This is a genomic window from Sphingobacteriaceae bacterium (genome assembly GCA_002319075.1).
Lineage (GTDB): Bacteria > Bacteroidota > Bacteroidia > B-17B0 > Aurantibacillaceae > Aurantibacillus.
In genome coordinates this window covers 151,676-168,370 of the sequence record NVQB01000001.1, presented here as the reverse complement: position 1 = coordinate 168,370, position 16,695 = coordinate 151,676, and the positions used below count along the sequence as shown (strand labels likewise).

General features: G+C 38.3%; 16 protein-coding genes. 10 read left to right on the top strand and 6 right to left on the bottom strand.

From position 1 onward, the window contains the following. Nucleotides 1-44 precede the first annotated feature (44 nt). On the top strand, nucleotides 45-1,547 hold the full coding sequence (locus CNR22_00750; protein PBQ30349.1) for an MFS transporter: 1,503 nt from the start codon (nucleotides 45-47) through the stop codon (nucleotides 1,545-1,547). Nucleotides 1,548-1,646: 99 nt separating this feature from the next. Next, nucleotides 1,647-5,489 (top strand): hypothetical protein, encoded by a 3,843-nt coding sequence (locus CNR22_00745; protein ID PBQ30348.1) that lies wholly within the window; start codon nucleotides 1,647-1,649, stop codon nucleotides 5,487-5,489. A gap of 30 nt (nucleotides 5,490-5,519) precedes the next feature. Here the strand turns inward: CNR22_00745 and CNR22_00740 are convergent, their stop codons facing one another. Next, nucleotides 5,520-6,422 carry a hypothetical protein gene (locus CNR22_00740; protein PBQ30347.1) on the bottom strand — a complete coding sequence of 301 codons (903 nt, stop codon included), beginning with the start codon at nucleotides 6,420-6,422 and terminating at the stop codon, nucleotides 5,520-5,522. Between the two features lie 294 nt (nucleotides 6,423-6,716). Between CNR22_00740 and CNR22_00735 the strand changes: the two genes are divergently transcribed. Further along, nucleotides 6,717-7,460 (top strand): hypothetical protein, encoded by a 744-nt coding sequence (locus tag CNR22_00735; protein ID PBQ30346.1) that lies wholly within the window; start codon nucleotides 6,717-6,719, stop codon nucleotides 7,458-7,460. A gap of 144 nt (nucleotides 7,461-7,604) precedes the next feature. On the opposite strand, the gene CNR22_00730 is transcribed toward CNR22_00735, so the two are convergent. Continuing rightward, complete coding sequence (locus CNR22_00730; GenBank protein PBQ30345.1) at nucleotides 7,605-7,811, bottom strand: hypothetical protein; 207 nt, start codon at nucleotides 7,809-7,811, stop codon at nucleotides 7,605-7,607. A gap of 344 nt (nucleotides 7,812-8,155) precedes the next feature. Between CNR22_00730 and CNR22_00725 the strand changes: the two genes are divergently transcribed. From CNR22_00725 to CNR22_00710, 4 genes are all read left to right on the top strand, one after another. Continuing rightward, complete coding sequence (locus tag CNR22_00725) at nucleotides 8,156-8,353, top strand: hypothetical protein (protein PBQ30344.1); 198 nt, start codon at nucleotides 8,156-8,158, stop codon at nucleotides 8,351-8,353. Nucleotides 8,354-8,605: 252 nt separating this feature from the next. Next, nucleotides 8,606-9,040 (top strand): hypothetical protein, encoded by a 435-nt coding sequence (locus tag CNR22_00720; GenBank protein PBQ30343.1) that lies wholly within the window; start codon nucleotides 8,606-8,608, stop codon nucleotides 9,038-9,040. Nucleotides 9,041-9,088: 48 nt separating this feature from the next. Beyond that, nucleotides 9,089-9,727 (top strand): DNA-binding response regulator, encoded by a 639-nt coding sequence (locus CNR22_00715; GenBank protein PBQ30342.1) that lies wholly within the window; start codon nucleotides 9,089-9,091, stop codon nucleotides 9,725-9,727. Between the two features lie 72 nt (nucleotides 9,728-9,799). Further along, nucleotides 9,800-10,129, top strand: a complete 330-nt coding sequence (locus CNR22_00710; GenBank protein PBQ30341.1) for a hypothetical protein — start codon at nucleotides 9,800-9,802, stop codon at nucleotides 10,127-10,129. A gap of 68 nt (nucleotides 10,130-10,197) precedes the next feature. Here the strand turns inward: CNR22_00710 and CNR22_00705 are convergent, their stop codons facing one another. From CNR22_00705 to CNR22_00695, 3 genes are all read right to left on the bottom strand, one after another. Continuing rightward, nucleotides 10,198-10,959: a hypothetical protein gene (locus CNR22_00705; GenBank protein ID PBQ30340.1), complete on the bottom strand. Its 762-nt coding sequence runs from the start codon at nucleotides 10,957-10,959 to the stop codon at nucleotides 10,198-10,200. Further along, nucleotides 10,952-11,383 carry a calpastatin gene (locus tag CNR22_00700; protein ID PBQ30339.1) on the bottom strand — a complete coding sequence of 144 codons (432 nt, stop codon included), beginning with the start codon at nucleotides 11,381-11,383 and terminating at the stop codon, nucleotides 10,952-10,954. The genes CNR22_00705 and CNR22_00700 overlap by 8 nt, the downstream gene beginning before the upstream one ends. A gap of 122 nt (nucleotides 11,384-11,505) precedes the next feature. Beyond that, the gene (locus tag CNR22_00695) at nucleotides 11,506-13,221 is read right to left on the bottom strand and encodes a hypothetical protein (GenBank protein ID PBQ30338.1); all 1,716 of its coding nucleotides are present in this window, start codon (nucleotides 13,219-13,221) and stop codon (nucleotides 11,506-11,508) included. A 230-nt stretch (nucleotides 13,222-13,451) separates the two neighbouring features. On the opposite strand from CNR22_00695, the gene CNR22_00690 reads away from it, so the two are divergent. The 3 genes from CNR22_00690 to CNR22_00680 all read left to right on the top strand — a co-directional run bounded on the left by CNR22_00690 (nucleotide 13,452) and on the right by CNR22_00680 (nucleotide 16,348). Continuing rightward, nucleotides 13,452-13,679, top strand: coding sequence for a hypothetical protein (locus tag CNR22_00690; GenBank protein PBQ30337.1), 228 nt, complete (start codon nucleotides 13,452-13,454; stop codon nucleotides 13,677-13,679). A 230-nt stretch (nucleotides 13,680-13,909) separates the two neighbouring features. Further along, on the top strand, nucleotides 13,910-15,124 hold the full coding sequence (locus tag CNR22_00685) for a hypothetical protein (GenBank protein PBQ30336.1): 1,215 nt from the start codon (nucleotides 13,910-13,912) through the stop codon (nucleotides 15,122-15,124). Beyond that, the gene (locus CNR22_00680; protein PBQ30335.1) at nucleotides 15,125-16,348 is read left to right on the top strand and encodes a hypothetical protein; all 1,224 of its coding nucleotides are present in this window, start codon (nucleotides 15,125-15,127) and stop codon (nucleotides 16,346-16,348) included. It abuts the gene before it with no gap. On the opposite strand, the gene CNR22_00675 is transcribed toward CNR22_00680, so the two are convergent. Next, the gene (locus CNR22_00675; protein ID PBQ30334.1) at nucleotides 16,337-16,663 is read right to left on the bottom strand and encodes a hypothetical protein; all 327 of its coding nucleotides are present in this window, start codon (nucleotides 16,661-16,663) and stop codon (nucleotides 16,337-16,339) included. The genes CNR22_00680 and CNR22_00675 overlap by 12 nt on opposite strands. Nucleotides 16,664-16,695: the final 32 nt, after the last annotated feature.

The window sequence follows — 16,695 nt, the reverse complement described above, 5'->3', positions numbered from 1 at the left end:
ATTAAAATCCCGGTGCCTGCATCGGGATTTTTAAAATACAGCAAATGCAAACAATAGAAGAGATACAAAGTTTTAAAGGCAAATACCCGAAACAATTGTGGTTTTTGTTTTTCAGTGAAATGTGGGAGCGTTTTAGTTTCTATGGCATGCGGGGAATGCTGGTTTTCTTTATGACCACAGAGCTAGCGATGGATGATACGACGGCGAATCTTCAGTATGGAGCTTCGCAGGCCTATGTTTATGCGTTTACTTTTATTGGTGGTTTAATAGCCGACAAAATTTTGGGTTTTCGCCGCTCTCTTTTTTGGGGAGGCTTATTAATGATTGTTGGTAGTATTGTTTTATCTATAGATCCAAAAGCTTTTTTCTTTTTGGGAATTAGTTTAAATGTTGTTGGAACGGCTTTCTTTAAACCGAATATTTCTACCATCGTTGGTAATTTATATAAGCCCGGAGATAGTCGCACCGATGCCGGTTTCTCTATGTTTTATGCCGGTGTTAATCTTGGAGCCTTGCTGGGTGGTTACGTTTGTATTGCCGTTGGTAAAGGATTTATTTTTTCGGAATCTATTCCTGAGCATTTACGCTGGAATGTAGCTTTTGGAATCTCTGCTGTGTTTATGGTGATTAGTTTACTAACCTTTACACAAACGCAAAAAAAATTGGGTAGCATAGGCCTCTCTCCTTTATTGCATTTAACAGATGGAAAAAGAAAGATTTTTGAGTACAGTACGTTCATAGCCTCGCTGATTTTTGTTCCAATTATTATGATGCTGGTGTCTAACCAGGAATACACAGACATCTTTATGTATATTATTGGTCCGGCATCATTACTGTATCTGGGTTACGAAATGCGAAATTTCACCTGGCGCGAAAATAAGATGTTGATTGCTGCAGTTATTTTCATGGTGTTTTCGATTTTTTTCTGGGCCTTTTTCGAACAGAGTGGCGGTTCATTAAGCTTGTTTGCCGCCAGTAATTTAGATAACAAAGTCCTGGGTTTCACCCTTGATCCTAATGGCGTAAATAACTCTGCCAATTCCTTTTTTGTGATCGTGTTCGCCGCTTTAATAGGACTGGTGTGGATTGGTTTGAACAAGCTTAAATTAGAGCCAAACACCATTGTAAAATTCGGCCTGGCCTTTCTGTTTTTGGCGGCTGGTTTTTATATTTTTTATTATACTAAGTTTTTTGCCGATGCAAATGGTGTTACATCTCTAAATATCTTCACATTCGGTTGGTTTATCATAACCTTTGGAGAGTTATGCTTGTCGCCGATTGGTATGTCGGTAATGACAAAACTTTCGCCACAAAAAACACAGGCCGTAGTTATGGGTATGTGGTTTCTGGCAAGCGCTTACGGTCAGTACTTTGCCGGATTATTAGGCGCAAACATTTCGAGTGCCTCTGAGAACTCTACAAATCTTGAAAAGCTGATGATCTATGCGGAGGGTTATAAACAGTTAGCTATTTATGCTTTAATTGCCGGAGTTATTTTGATAGTGATTTCTCCAGTGGTAAAGAAGTTGATGGGTGGAGTAAAGTAACTCAAAAGAAATTCTTATTAATTTTTGGACCAGGTAAAATTAATTTGCCTGCACTCAATTTTTATTCTAGTTTTAGAGTTCTTATAACCCAGAAATTAAATGACTCATACTTCTTATCCAAAAGGACCAGATTCTGTTCCTGCTAATCTTACCGTTCCTGCAAAAAGCTACAAACAACACGTTTGGCTGGCATCTGCAGTGTTGCTGCTTTTTATTCTTTTTTACATTTCATTATCAGGATGGTTCTTTTATACCAGTATTAAATTATTTGCCAATGTATTCACGGGTGGCAAAGATGGATTTTTAAGTTTTGTAGTGGCAGTACTTTTGGGATTCCTGGGAGTTTTTATGTTTAAGGCATTATTCTTTATTATAAAAAAGAATAAATCCAACGACATAGAAATTAAGAAGGAAGATGAACCTGATTTATTTGAATTTATTTATAAAGTAGCCGATGATGCCAGGGCTCCGCGACCGCACAAAATATTTCTGTCGAATGTAGTTAATGCAAGTGTATTTTACGACATCTCGATTATCAATTTAATATTTCCTTCGAAAAAAAATCTGGAAATTGGTTTGGGTTTAGTAAACACACTTAATCTGGGAGAGTTTAAATCTATACTAGCTCATGAATTTGGACATTTTACGCAGCGCAGTATGATCATCGGGCGTTGGGTTTACATTGCTCACCAGGTAGCTTACCAGATAATTTCAAAGCGCGATGCGCTTGACGATTTTTTAAACCGCTTGTCAGGAGTTGATTTTCGTTTGGCCTGGATAGGATGGTTGCTAAACATTGTGATCTGGTCTATTCGTTCTTTCTCTGAATTTTTTTTCAAACTTGTATTGATTACGCAACGTGCCTTATCACGCGAGATGGAATTTCACGCAGATCTTGTTGCGGTTTCTTTAACCGGCAGCGATGCACTTATAAACTCCCTGTATAAGTTAAACTCTGCAGATCAGGCCTATGAAGAAGCTATAACGTTTGTGAATTTACAACTCAAAAAAAAGAAAAAAGTTACTGACATCTATGCGCTACAGGCCAATGCGATTGAAAAAATGGCTGTTGTATTAAATAATTCCGACTATGGACTTTCTCCCAGAATACCTTTGGAGGGTGCTGCCTCATTTAGAATTTTTAAGGAACAGATGGCGCAGACACCTAAGATGTGGATGACGCATCCGCCAAGTATTGAGCGCGAACATAATGCGAAAAAAACATACATCCCGGCATTCATTGATGAGCGCAGTTCATGGATTCTCTTCAAAGACCCGGAAGAGACAAAGCGTAAATTAACGTCTGAACTTCTTAAACATATTGATGAAAAAATGGCACTTCTTTCAAAAGAGGAGAGTCTCGCCCTACAAAATAAAGAGTTTCAAAGAAGTTTTCTACTTCCTAAATATAGAGGGATGTATCTGAACAGGCCACTTTTTATAGTACACAAATCGTTTTCTGAAATAATTAATCAAAATTTTAATCCGTATACGCGCGTGGAAGATTTTGAGAATCTGTATCCTGAACATTTGCAAACAGAGCTATCTACTCTTAAGGACCTGGAAGACGAACTTCAAATGCTTGAAGGGTTAAAGCATAAAAAATTACATACCAACGATGGAAAAATAAAATACAGAGGCAGAGAACTGAGTCATAAAGATCTTCCCGGTGCAATAGAAATCGTGAAAGAAGAAGTAAGAGTTCAAAAAGGTAAAATTGAAGAGCACGATGCGAGAGTGCGTAACCTTCATTATTCAGCTGCAAAGAAAATAGGAAAGGGTTGGGATCTTTATTTGTTATCGCTCACAAAACTCATACACTACTGCGAACACTCGCAAAAACTTGTAGAAAAAAGCGCTGAGCATTTCTACCAAGTTCTGGCTATTATGACTTCGGGCGGAAAAGTGAGTTCTTCTGAAATGGACGATCTTTTAAGAGCTGCAAATGATTTACATGATGCATTAAAAAGTCCTTTTGAAAAAGCGGCGGCTATTAAATTAAATGAAGAACTCCTGGCACGTCTTGATGGTGAAGACTTTGTGAGTCAGCTTGGGGTTTTTGAATTGAATTCGGCTAACAATGCCAATATAAATAATTGGATAGACGTAGCGGGATCATGGATAGAACTGGTTTTAAAAGTGCTGACAACTATTCGCGAGGCGGCACTTGACGAATTGTTGTTGTCTGAAGAGTATGTGGAAATGACATTCAGGTTGAGTTCAAATCAAGTTAAAGAATCGCCCCTGCCGTTGGTTCTGCCTGATTTTTATTACGCTTATACAACTGACTCTGAAAAACCTTTACCAAAACGCACCGGATTTTTCGCGCGATTTCAATCGGGTGCGGGCCCCTGGTTTACGGCGGCCAGAATAACTGTTGCAGCGTCTATTATTATAGCGGCTGTAATCCTGGCAACCGGACTAGGCAGTTCGACTATGGTAAGCTACAATGGTTTGCCGGTGGCGGTAATAGTGCATGCCGGAGATAGGTCTGTGATTGTAGATCCTGCAAGCGCCGCGGAACTGGAAATAGATCCTTCAACAGAATTTCGTGTGACTGCACTGACCCTCAATGAAGATACAATAGAGTCTTTTACCCCAGAGCTTGCAGATTACTCGAGAACTTATGTTTACAATATTGGACAAGCCGCCGTAATTTTTACCTGGAAGGCCATTTATGGAAACAGATTTGATAACGCTAATTCACATGAAACCATTCTTGGCGCGCCGCGGTGGGTGGGAATGGATATGGATGACTACTTTTCAGATCCACCAGAAAGTGTAAAAGTAAAAGCTGGAGAAACAGTTACACGCGATGTTGTAACCGCTTACAAATTTCATCCTGCTCAAATAGCTTCACTAGTTTCAAACATCGAAGAAAGAGAGAATTTTATCCGTTCTCACGCTTTATGGGAAGATGAAAATTCTACAACGCTTGTGTCCTCTTTAATGTTGACTGCTGATCTTGCAGATAGAAGCGAAATTTGTAAGAAGAGGTTAAAACGAAATCCTTACGAAGTAGCTACTCTCAGGTTACAACAGGATATGGGTACCACGGAAGAAAAACAACAAGCTTGTGCGGCGCAGCGGCTTATGTTTGAGAAAGACCCTTCCAATCCTGATCTTTATTATCTGGCTTGCAGATGCTTTGGTAATGAATCAAGAACGGATAGTGCTTTTTTGGCAGGTAATATAAGATGGCCGGAAAATATCTGGTTGGCTTACGGTGCAGGATATTGTTACTCACAAAAAGAGGACTGGGAAAAAACTATAAAATGTTACAGTAAGGTATATGAGAAGTCACCTTATATGCGTGAAGCTGTGGAAGCGGATATGAAAAGAATATATAATCTATTACCCGCACACTCTTCTTTTATCAAGTATACTGACCTTCATACACCTTACCTTGATTATGTGCTTAGTATTGCTGGGAGCACTCTGCCTGCTTCCGGAAGTTTTTTTGCTTTTCATCTCTTAGCTGAAGGCAAAATAGAAGAAGCGTTGCAACACTGTAGCCAGGATTCGGCTGTTTACACCGAAATTCTGGCGCAGGCGGCAGTTTCTGACGGGGTGAAAGAAGGGCGAAGAAACGAAGCTTTGATGATGAACACACAGAAAAGACTTTATCCTAATATTCTGATTCCTGCCCTTGCTCTCGCTGTTCAGAAGCGTCAATCCTTAACAAATTATCAGGAATCTATAAACGAATTTTATGGCCCTTGCGCAAAGGCATTTTATCAATTTGTAGAGTTTACAAAAGACAAAAAAGTTAGTGAAGCGGATAAACTTTTGTTTACCATGACAGCTGAGATGAAAGCCCGAACCTGTTTATTAGGAATTTTGATGCTAAGAGAAAATGCCCCAGAGCGCTGGAGAATACTGGTTTCGAAACTTTTATTTATGAATGAAAAGCCTTATCTCGATAGGGCTGTTTTAAATTAAAAGAAAGAATTTATAAATGTATGAGTGCTTTTAATACCCAAACAAATAATCAATTTTATTTTTTTCTGCCATAAGCTCAAGAGAGGCCTCTACATCGGTAGAAAAAATTCTTGCTGCTTTTCTTTGCGAGTTTACCTCTGCTGAATTTTCAGAGCTAAGTCCAAATGGCAAATTGTAGATGGCTTTAAAATTTGCGGTGTCCGCGGGTACGCTGGCATCGTATAACTTGCCTGTTCGGGTCTGGTTAAAGCCGTAAAGATACAAAGCGCTTAATGGTTGTATTTTGCCAGCCTTTACAGCTTGCGTCAGAAAAGGCTGGAGTTGAACATAGGCATAGGGGTAATCAAGCAGAGTGGACGTAACATAGCCATTTTCCAGATTAGGGTCGGGTCCTATTAAATTTTCGCCCGGAAAACGGTCTTGCCTTGCAAGTGTTTTAATTCTGGTGAAATTATCTTTGCATATTTTTTTATAATCGGCCGAATCCTTGTGAGCCTGTTCGAGCTCGTATCGTCTTTTAAATTCAGATCTTAAAGTTGTATCGATGCGTTCTGAATAAATTTTATAACCCTTTACAAAAAGATAATTGAGTTTAATAGAATCGGTAACATACTGTCTTGCGATTAATTTATTGCGTGTCAGTTTTGATTTTTCGATTCCCGATTTGGCACAGTACATGAAAAAAGTATTGAAATCTTTGTGGTTCTTTAAAGCGGCTATCTGGCAAGCATTGTATGCATCACGGGCAAAGACCCTGTCAAATTTCACAAAAGCAAGCATGTACAAACGCAATGCTTCGTCGAAGTCTTCGCGCGCGTTAGCTTGTTCAATAATTACTATTTGATCGTAATAAGCAGAATAATCTCTGTCAGCTTGCGCCTGCATTAAATAACCATAAGTACAGAGCGCAAGTAGTAATAACTTGTTTTTCATGATATAAGGTTTTAAATAAAAAAATGAGGACTTGGTCGAGGACAGGCGGGGTACCGAACTTGTTTCACCTTATCTAAGTTATCCAAATAAGGAGGGTTTAATTGTTTGTCCCTTTCAAGTTGTTAAATGTGGAATGTTCATTTCCGGATTATCTTATTTATAGACTATAGATTTTTCAGGGATATTGTTTAAGTTTTCGCGCCGCGTAAAATCTACAATGTCTAAAGGCAATAAATTACCGGGAAGAACTTAGCGTTGGCATCACATTTTCATGGTTTTCAACAAGACTTACAAATGATGCACAGGTATATTTTATCGTTGGCCATCCTGATTTTGGGATGGACATGCAAGGCTCAATTAGCAATTGATCTTGAGACAGGAATTTGTTTTTTTGGTTATAATGATGTTCAGATTCCGGGCAAGGAAGGAACTCGTTTTTCTTTATCGCGTGATTTTGATAAAACACTAAGTCCTTATTATCGGGCGAGGGTTAATTATACTTTTAAACGCCGTCACACGCTTTCCGCGCTTTACGCACCTTTGTCCGTAAAAAGTTCGGGAATTATATCGAGCGACCTTTATTTTCAAAATAATTTATTTAAGGAAGGGAGTTTAACGCATTACACCTGGAAATTTAATTCCTACAGGCTCACTTATCAATACAGTTTTATTCTGCGTGAGCGTTTCACCCTGGCCCTGGGTTTAACCGGTAAAATACGCGATGCAAAAATTGCTTTAGCTAATGGCGATGTAAGTGCAGAAAAAACCAACGTTGGAATTGTACCACTCATTCGTTTTTACGCGAATTGGGAGTTTGCAGACAAATGGCATTTGATTGCTGACGGTGACGCTTTGGTCGGCGCACAGGGAAGGGCAGAAGATGTACTTGTTGCATTGGGCTACCAGGTTAGCGCGCCACTGAGTGTTAAACTCGGTTACCGGATACTGGAAGGAGGAGCAGATAATGACGAGGTGTATAACTTTTCTTCCGTGCACTATGCTTCTTTAAGTGCTACATGGACGTTTTTAAAAAGATGATAATTTAAAACTGTTTCAGCGTGCGATGCGTAAAATGAAAAGCCCGCCTTCAATCGCAGGAATTTTTGGTTCGAGTCTTGCTGGTACCGATTTTCTTTTGAAAAGGGAAGCTATGGCTGTTGTTATTATAAAGTAAACCGGAGATTATTTTTGGCTCAATTCAGACGCTTTGTTTTTTAGCATAGCACTGTAAGTCATAGTCTGACGTTGTGGTTGTTCAGCAACAGTTTCAATAATTTGAATCCTCTCCGTAGCGGAGTCTGAACCTTTTGTTGCAGGAAGTCTATTTCCGGGATAAAGACAAAGGAAAATATTGAAGGTTAGCGCTAATAGAAATAAAATGGTCTTCATGGTTTTTTTAAGATAAGAGGTCGTTTTTGGAATCTGAATTTTCGCAATGAGAATGACCGGTTAATAAGGCCATAATTATCGTTTGAGCAATTTCTTGTAATGTTCTCATAGTAGTAGTAACTGATAATAACTGATTATGGAAAAGTTGTGCCAGCTGCCCGAGACCTTCTTAGTGGATTCTTTGCGGAAAAAACGCTCCACGTCATTCAAATAAACTCTTTCTGTGGAAGTTTCGTCTCCCTCGCTATATTCAAAAGAAGAAAAAGGGAGCTTCGCAGGGCCAATCAGTAAACCTTGGTAAAAGAATCTACTGTACTTCGAATTTAACTAATTTTCAAATTATGATGTTGAAGGCATTCATAAATGCATCTCTGGCAGGAAGCTACGCAATCACGGCATTCCTGCGATGTGTATTTACGGCAGGCGTTAATAAATTTATTGCAGATCTCAATACAAATCAAACAGACGGGTTTCGAAAATTCACTTTTAAAATTCATCAAAGTACCAGCCGCAGTTGTTATAGCCCCGCATTCAAGACTTAGCTTTATGCAATCGCTCATTTCGTTTTTAACTAACCAGGCATTCGCGAAACGATGACAAGTTGCAGCGCACTGAAGACATGCTTCTATGCAATTTGTATAATCACATTTAATCATCTTAACGTCCCTCAAAATAAATGCCATCCTTAATCAGGTTAAACCCTTAACATTGCGGTTTTACACAGGGTTGAAAACAATAATCAGTATTTACCCAATCATAAATACTAGCAGCTTCTGTTAACTTCGCAACGTTTTATGACGGAATTTAATAGTGTTATAGCAGAAGACGACGAAGATGATTTTTTTAGTGTTAAAGAAATATTCAACGAAGTTATAAATCATCCTATTACCCGAGTTAATGATGGAATAGAGTTGGTCGACTACCTGCAAGCAAGCGAATATGAACCAAATGGCTTACAAAATCAGGTGTTGCTTGACATAAATATGCCCAGAATGGATGGAATACAAGCGCTTGAAAAAATAGAGGCTTCTTTTGGGCTTAAGGTTCCAGTAATTATGTACTCTACATCCAGTGATTCGGAGCAAATGGAAAAATGTAAAAGGCTTGGCGCCATTGGTTTTGTTAAGAAAGGTTCGGGTCATAACAAAATTATGGATTTTGTACTTAAAACGGATAAAGCCCTGGAAGAATTGAAAATGGAGCCTTCAAAATTATTGTTCATAAGATAAACACTATACCACATACCAAATGATAACCTTTATAGTAAATTCTGATATATGCCTGTAAGAGTGTTTTTAGTAGAAGGGCGTGAGATTGTAAGACAAGGCATAAAAGCTATGCTGAGCGGTGAACAGAATATCATATTAACCGGAGAAGCAAACAATGAAGTAGAAGCTTATGAAAAACTAGCTCTTCTTCAAACAGAAGTTGTTTTGTTAGACATGAATATTCCTGTAGAGGCCATTGTTGCCTTTACAAAAAAAGTAAAAGAGAAACATCCTGAAATAAGAATTCTTATTCTTACTATGCATGATTACGAAAGTTCACTCACCAGAATTTTAATGGGAGGGGCAGACGGCTACGTGCTAAAAGATACAAGTAAAGACGAACTGGTTGCAGCTATCGAAAAAGTGAATACTGAAGGAACTTATATGAATCCGGGAGTAATTATTGATCTTGTTACCAAGCACAAGTCGCAGGAATTACAGCCAGCTAATTTGCCGGTTTTAACGGAACGGGAATCGCAGGTGCTTGATCTTATAGCACTTGGCCTCACAAATGTTCAAATGGCGAAAAAATTATTTACAAGTGTCAGAACCATAGAAACACGCAGGAAAAATCTCCTTCAAAAAACGGGGAGTGTAAATACTGCAACACTTATACGTTATGCGGTTTTGAACGGACTCATTAAATAGGATGAAATCTCCTTTTGTTTATTTGGAAACAGATACAGGAATAAGATACTTAGCAAGCCTTTAAACGGATTTATGGAACTCAAAGAAAAATCTGAACTCTTGCTACTACTGGCTCAATGTTATGAGTCATGCACAACACTAGTAGGTTCCGCCGAATCAGATATGGTGACTAAAAAAGAAACACGTAGCATTTCCCTTTGTAAAGATGCTGCGCAAATGTCGCACACAACCTCGGCTTTCCTTTTACGTAATTCTTTTAATTCAAAACGCGCTCTGAAATTTTGCTCCGAATTGCTTCATCGCGCGGCAGATGAACTTGAAATGCATCCAAATGATCCTAAAATAATGGAATGCAGGGATGTTTGCAGGGCTACTGCGGAAGCTTGCGAGTACGCTTCCTGAGTTGTAGGGTTTACAAACGTATTAAAAACCTTAGGTAAATTTCCCCACGTCACAATCTAATCAGCGAATTAAGTGCGACAACAAAAACTGTTCAGGACCTCTAAATTTTTAAAAGCATCGCCCATTGTATTGTTGAAATACACGTATACCGTTTTTCCTTCGTCGAGATATTCTTTTATGAAAGTTGAATATTCTGATAAAAAATAGTCGGGATAACTATCTCTGTAATTTCCCTTTGGTCCGTGAAATCTTATGTACACATTCTCTGATAGGTCCGTTATTATTGGCGAGGCAGATTTCGGAATGTCTTGTATCACCAAGGCGACATTGTAATCTTTAAGGAGCTTATAGACCTCTTTTTCATACCAGGATTTGTTGCGAAACTCTACTGCAATGCTCCAGTTATTTTGCTCATTGTTTTTTGCAATGCACTCTAAGAGAAATTCTAATTGTTTTAAGAAAAATTTGCCAAGACTTGGCGGAAATTGAATAAGGATAGTTCCTTTTTTAGAATTTGCAGCGCTTATCACATGGAAGAATTTTTCTACGTCGGCGACTTTAAAATCCAGATTTTTAACGTGGGTTATTTCTTTCCAAAGTTTAAATGTAAATCGGAAGTGGCTGGGTACCTGCTGCAGCCATTTAGTGAGGGTGCTTGCAAGAGGCAGCTTATAAAAGGTGCTGTTTATTTCCAGGCTATTAAAGAAAGTAGAATAATAAGTTAAACGGCTCGAGAGCTTGTGTTCTTCGGGAAAACCGTATTTGGGAACAGGAACAATCAATCCGCTTAAGCCGGTATATAAGTTCGGTAATAATTTTGAGTCAGTCATTTTTCAGTTTTTTCTCAATCAGATTAAGGGTTGCTACATCGCACTCTCCCTTGAAAAATGTTTGCAGAACCTTTTTAAAGACCGGATTGCTATTTTTTACCAAAGAAAATAAAGTCATAGAAGACTTTAGTTTTTTATCGTCCGGGCTGCCAAAAATTGCATAAGCAGTGGTTTCAGACAAATTAAGCAGGGCGTTTGAAATTTCAATTAACCGGGGCCCTAACACCGGGTGGTCTGAATACGCTCTTGCTTCTTGCAGGTTAACAATTCCATAAAAAGTAGAAGCACTGCTTTGTCCCAATCCAATTAATTGAGGAAAAATGTACCACATCCAGTGACTTTGTTTCTTCCCATTTTTTATTTCTGCTAAAGCTATCTCGTAGCTTTCGTTTTGAGCGGTTATGAAGCGTGTTAAATCTGCCATATAAACTGTGTTATTGCTTTTAATTACTACTAGTCACTATTAAAGGACATGACATCGTGCTGCAATCCTTCCTCTTTAATAACCAATTATTTCACCTTTAGTGTTGTTAAACCTCCGGCGGTCTATCTGAAAATTTTCGATACAATACGTTTAGAAGCCTCTTCGCAAAAATCAAGCCCCGAATAATCTGGATTAAATCCACCGATGTAAGGCACCGCCATTATAAATATGCGTTCATTTAATGCCCCGTAATTATCCAGCAATTGAAAGTCATCGTTAATACTTATACCAGGAACCCTTAAATAATAAGTATGGTTATTGTCTTTCTCTACATTAGTATTGCCGTTTTGTAATTCTTTCTCGCCGGCTTCCGCACTCCTGAATTTTATCCTGGCCTGGCTAACCGATTTGTTTTTTAAAAGCGACCTGAATGGAAATTCTTCAAGGGATAAGTGTTTTTGTCCCATGCTATCTACAAATGTGTGATAATACGCAGACTGCATTACATTCTCATCATCCTTGTAATGATAAGTAACTCCACCTTTTTGCTCGATTTCAATTCTGTTTTCCGGGCCTACTGCAACTATGTTTAGCAAGCCCGCTTCGTGAAGTGCCACTAATTCTCTGGCTGAAGTCTGCGGAACAAAAGCAATCACAACAGATATGAGGTGACTTAAATGGGCCTGAAGTCTTTGCATGTCTTCTGCAGAAAAATGTTTGGCAGGGTAATTCATAGTGAAACTTAAAATAGCGAGCATTTCTTTCCAGTATATAGACTCCCGGCGCTGAATAGATTTGGCAGCCTCTTTAAACTCAGATTTAAATAGCACAAATGGATCAAGCCTTTCACGCAAGTCCATCATTTTTTCGACAAACTCTTCTAACGACAGATCTTTTATGGTTAAATAAAAATCCAGATCCTTATCTCTAAAAACTTCCTTAAAAGCTTTTTCAAAAACAAAATCCAGCGATAAAAAACCATTGTTGTTCTTTCGGTTCTCCTGTATCAGGCTGTCTGTGAGTTGAGAATGATTTGATAAATGTGAATCTTCTAAATGAAACCGAATAGCAGGTAAAAGTCCACTTCGTGAATGGAGAATCATTTTGAAGCCTGAGCTTACCTGGTTTAAATTGTAAGAGAGTGTGCCATCTTCTTTTTTTTCAAATGTGCCGTTATTGCGTGCCAGAGTTCTAATAGCATCAATGGCAGTTAATGATGTGCCACGTATGGCAACAGGGTGATTTAGTTGCAACGCTAATTTTGAAGGAGGGTAGGGAGAGTCGAAATACCCTTTTACACTACCTTCATATTTAGTGGGCCAATGATGGCCTGTGCAAAGAACACAAACATCAAATGATTTATTAATCATTTGAGTTGTTTCAACGCTTATTAGATTTGTAACAGAGTCTTCTATAATATCAATTACCGGTTGCTGTAGATTTATTTTTATGTTCAGTTTTTTTTCTTCAGCCTTCTTTAGGAGCATGTGAAATTGTCCGGATAAATATTCTCCAAAAAATAGGCGGGGCAAAACTTTGTATTCATTAAATTTTTCGGGCGTAATATCAAAGCGTTGTAAAAGTTCTTTGGGAGCTACCGCCAACCATTCGTGTATGGAGGTTAGGATAGTCGGAATTTCATTATCTGATACGTTTGTAACATGCTCGTCATTAGCACCCGCCTGGCTATATGGCATGCCAGCTCCAAGTTTATCAGACTTTTCAAAAATTTCAATTTCTAAATCTTCCTCTCCACTTTCTACTAAACGCTTTAGCATAAACAAGGCGCTGGGTCCACCGCCAATAATTGCTATTCTTTTCTTGTTTTCCATCGTCATAAAATAAGTAGGCTAAACTCTTTTAATTATTCCTGTTTAGTTTTAATTACAGTATGCTATTATACAAACACTGTTCCTGTAATTGTGTTTACAGGAAACTCCTGGAACTTTTTCGATCACTACTGGCTGGCATTAATTTTACATAGCAGCAGAATAAACATTTTAAAATAAAACAGGGTAAAAACATAGTAGCTGTGGGAACACACATCTACAAATAATCACTTAGACTTATGAAAAAAATAAAAACTTTACTATGTGCTTCGGTGTTTGCATGCGCCAGTTGTGGCACTTCAAATCATCCGGTTCAAACTGCTACGGCATCCGATTCTGTTTTAGAATCCACACCTGGCTCCACCCCGCAGCTACCAGATTCTCTAACTGTTAAGGCGGGCCCAGATCAAATGATTCCAGCCAATTCGGAACCTTTACTACCCACAAACACCACGCCTAAAAAGTAACGCTAAGTTCTTGCTCGCTGAATTTGTATAACAAAGTTTGCAGGAGTTATTCCTATCCGGATACATGAGAAGAAAGTTAAGGTGGATAAAAAGAATCTATTAAATAATAAGGGTTACCCCTTATGAATCAAAGTAAATTGTTTGCGCGTTTCATTTTTGAAAGCGTGAAATAAGTATCCAACCCTGTGGCACGATTTTATAGTCTGTGAAACAATCTTATAATCTATCTCATGAATTCAAATACCACTGTTATTCATCCCAAAAAGAAACGCAGAACTCTCAGAATTGTAATAGTGTCTATTATACTTTTATTAATTATAGCGCGCTTTATTTTACCTTATGTCATATTAAAGGTCGTTAATAAAAAACTTGCAGCCATCGAAAATTATTACGGTCACGTAGAAGACATTGATCTGGCTTTAATTCGTGGGGCCTACCAGATAAATGATTTACTTCTTACAAAAGTAGATTCGGTAACCCATCAAAGAGACACCACTCCTTTTTTTAAAACTCCGCAAATTGATCTATCTGTGGAATGGAAATCTATTTTTAAAGGAAGAATAGTTGGTGAAATAATAATTGAGTCACCCGTGTTGAATTTCGTGCAGGGCAAACACAAGGGGGAAGATGTTAAGCAGGATACAACAGACTTTCAGGACGTATTAAAAACACTGATGCCTTTAACTATCAATCACTTTCAGATCAACAACGGTCAAATTCATTTTATTGATCCTAACAGCTCGCCAAAAATTGATGTGCCGCTAAAAAATATTCAGGTGACAGCCGATAATCTTTCTAATGTAAACGACAGTAATAAAGTATTGCCTTCTGCCATAAAAGCAACAGGGGACGTATATGGTGGAAATTTCAACATGAATGTTAAATTGAATCCACTTGAGAAAAAGCCAACCTTTGATTTAAATGCAGGTATTAACAATGTAGATATGCTCAAGCTGAATGATTTTTTTGAAGCTTACGGAAACTTTAAGGTTGAGAAAGGAAACTTCGGGCTCTACACTGAATTTGCCGCTAAGGAAGGGGCTTTCAAAGGCTATGTAAAACCATTATTAAAAGATGTAGATATAGCTAAAGAAGGAACTTTTGGGGAAATTGTATGGGCCAATGTTGTGGGAGGAGTAAAATGGATCCTGGAAAATCACAAGAAGGAACAGGTCGCTACCAAACTTCCTGTGGAAGGACGTTTTGATAAGCCGGATACAGGATTGTGGACAGCCATAAGTTATATTCTTAAGAACGCTTTTGTTTTGGCCCTGCAACCTTCTGTAGATAATGACATTGATCTCGGAAAGGTTGAGCAGGCTGATGAAAAGAAAACTTTTCTTCAGAAAGTTTTTGGAAAAAAAGACAAGGACGGCAAAGAGAAAGAACACAAGAAAAAAGAACACAAAGATAAAACCGAGCTCAAAAAAACATCAAAGAGATAAATGATGGGAGCCGACTTATCAAAAATTCTGGCATTTAATAAAGCTTTATTGCAAGACAGGGTAGAGCATAAGTATGCGCTTATGAATAAATCTTTTTACCGTTTTTTTCGCGGTACATGCCATTTGTATTACGATTCTCTGGCGAAAGAAAAAGAACTTCCATTTTCACCCAACGCCTGGATCTGCGGTGATTTGCACATGGAGAATTTCGGAAGTTACAAAGGCAATAACCGACTCGTTTATTTTGATCTCAATGATTTTGACGAAGCTATTTTAGCTCCTGTCTCCTGGGAATTAATTCATTTTGTGAGTAGTATTTTTATCGCTTTTGATTCCCTTAACCTGGCTTCAAAAAAGGCATACAATATGTCCCGCCTTTTTCTCAAGGTCTATTCTGAAACCCTTGCCCGCGGTAAATCTTTTTACATTGAACCTCACTCTGCCAGCGGAATCGTGTGCGATTTTTTAACGGCTGTGAGCAGGCGAAAACAGAAAGATTTATTAGATAAAAGAACTTTTAAAAAAGGAAATAAGCGTTTTCTAAATACAGATGCAAAATATCTTCCCTTAGGTCAACCCGAAAAACAAGAGCTTTGCACTCATATGGACGAATGGATTCTTAATAACAGCGGGCGTCCTTACAATTACGAAGTTATAGATGCAGTATTTCGCATTGCCGGAATAGGGAGTCTTGGATTAAAAAGATACCTATTTCTTCTTAAGAGCACCAATGTTAAAGAAAAGTACCTGTTGTTGGACATGAAGGAATCGCGAACGTCATCCTTAGCGAAAGTTTTAAAAATTAAACAGCCTTCCTGGGCAAACGAATCAGAAAGGATTATTGCCATTCAGCAACGTATGCAGAATATTGTACCATTTCTGTTGAGTACTACTGTATTTAAAGGAACCGCTTATGTATTGCAGGAATTACAACCTACTAAAGACAGTATTAATTTAAAACTTATAAAACACGAATACCGTAAAATTTACAAGGTTGTAAACGATATGGCCGTTCTTGCGGCTTCAGCGCAACTGCGCAGTGCAGGACGACAGAATTCTGCAAGTGCCGATGAACTAATACTCTTTGGAGAAAATACAAATTGGCAGGAGCCAATTATAAATTGTGCAGTACGACAAACAGAAATTCTAGCGAAAAAATATGAAGCTTTTAAGGTCTGGTACACACTTCGTAGTTCTACCCCAAAGCGCTCATCAACCAATTAATGCGCACTGTTCAGCACAGGATCTGCAGGCTTTATAGCAATTTTTATCTCCGTCTACCTGCGGATTTTTAGTAAGTTCATCTGCAAATTTATGACAAACCTCCGAACAAAAACGTAACATTTTTTTAGAGATCGAAGATTCTCTTTGTAAAAAATCGCTGGTGAGGCTGCAAAATTCTGAGCAATCAGAACAAAGCCCTATAAGGCGGTTGAGTTTTGGGATATCGCTACGAAGAGCGATAGTCTCGTTAAAATTGTCGCAGGCTTCCACGCATTGAGAAAGTAGAAGTAAAGTTACAGAGAGATCTTTTTGCATACTTTAAGAAAACAGGTAGATCATAGTTAGGT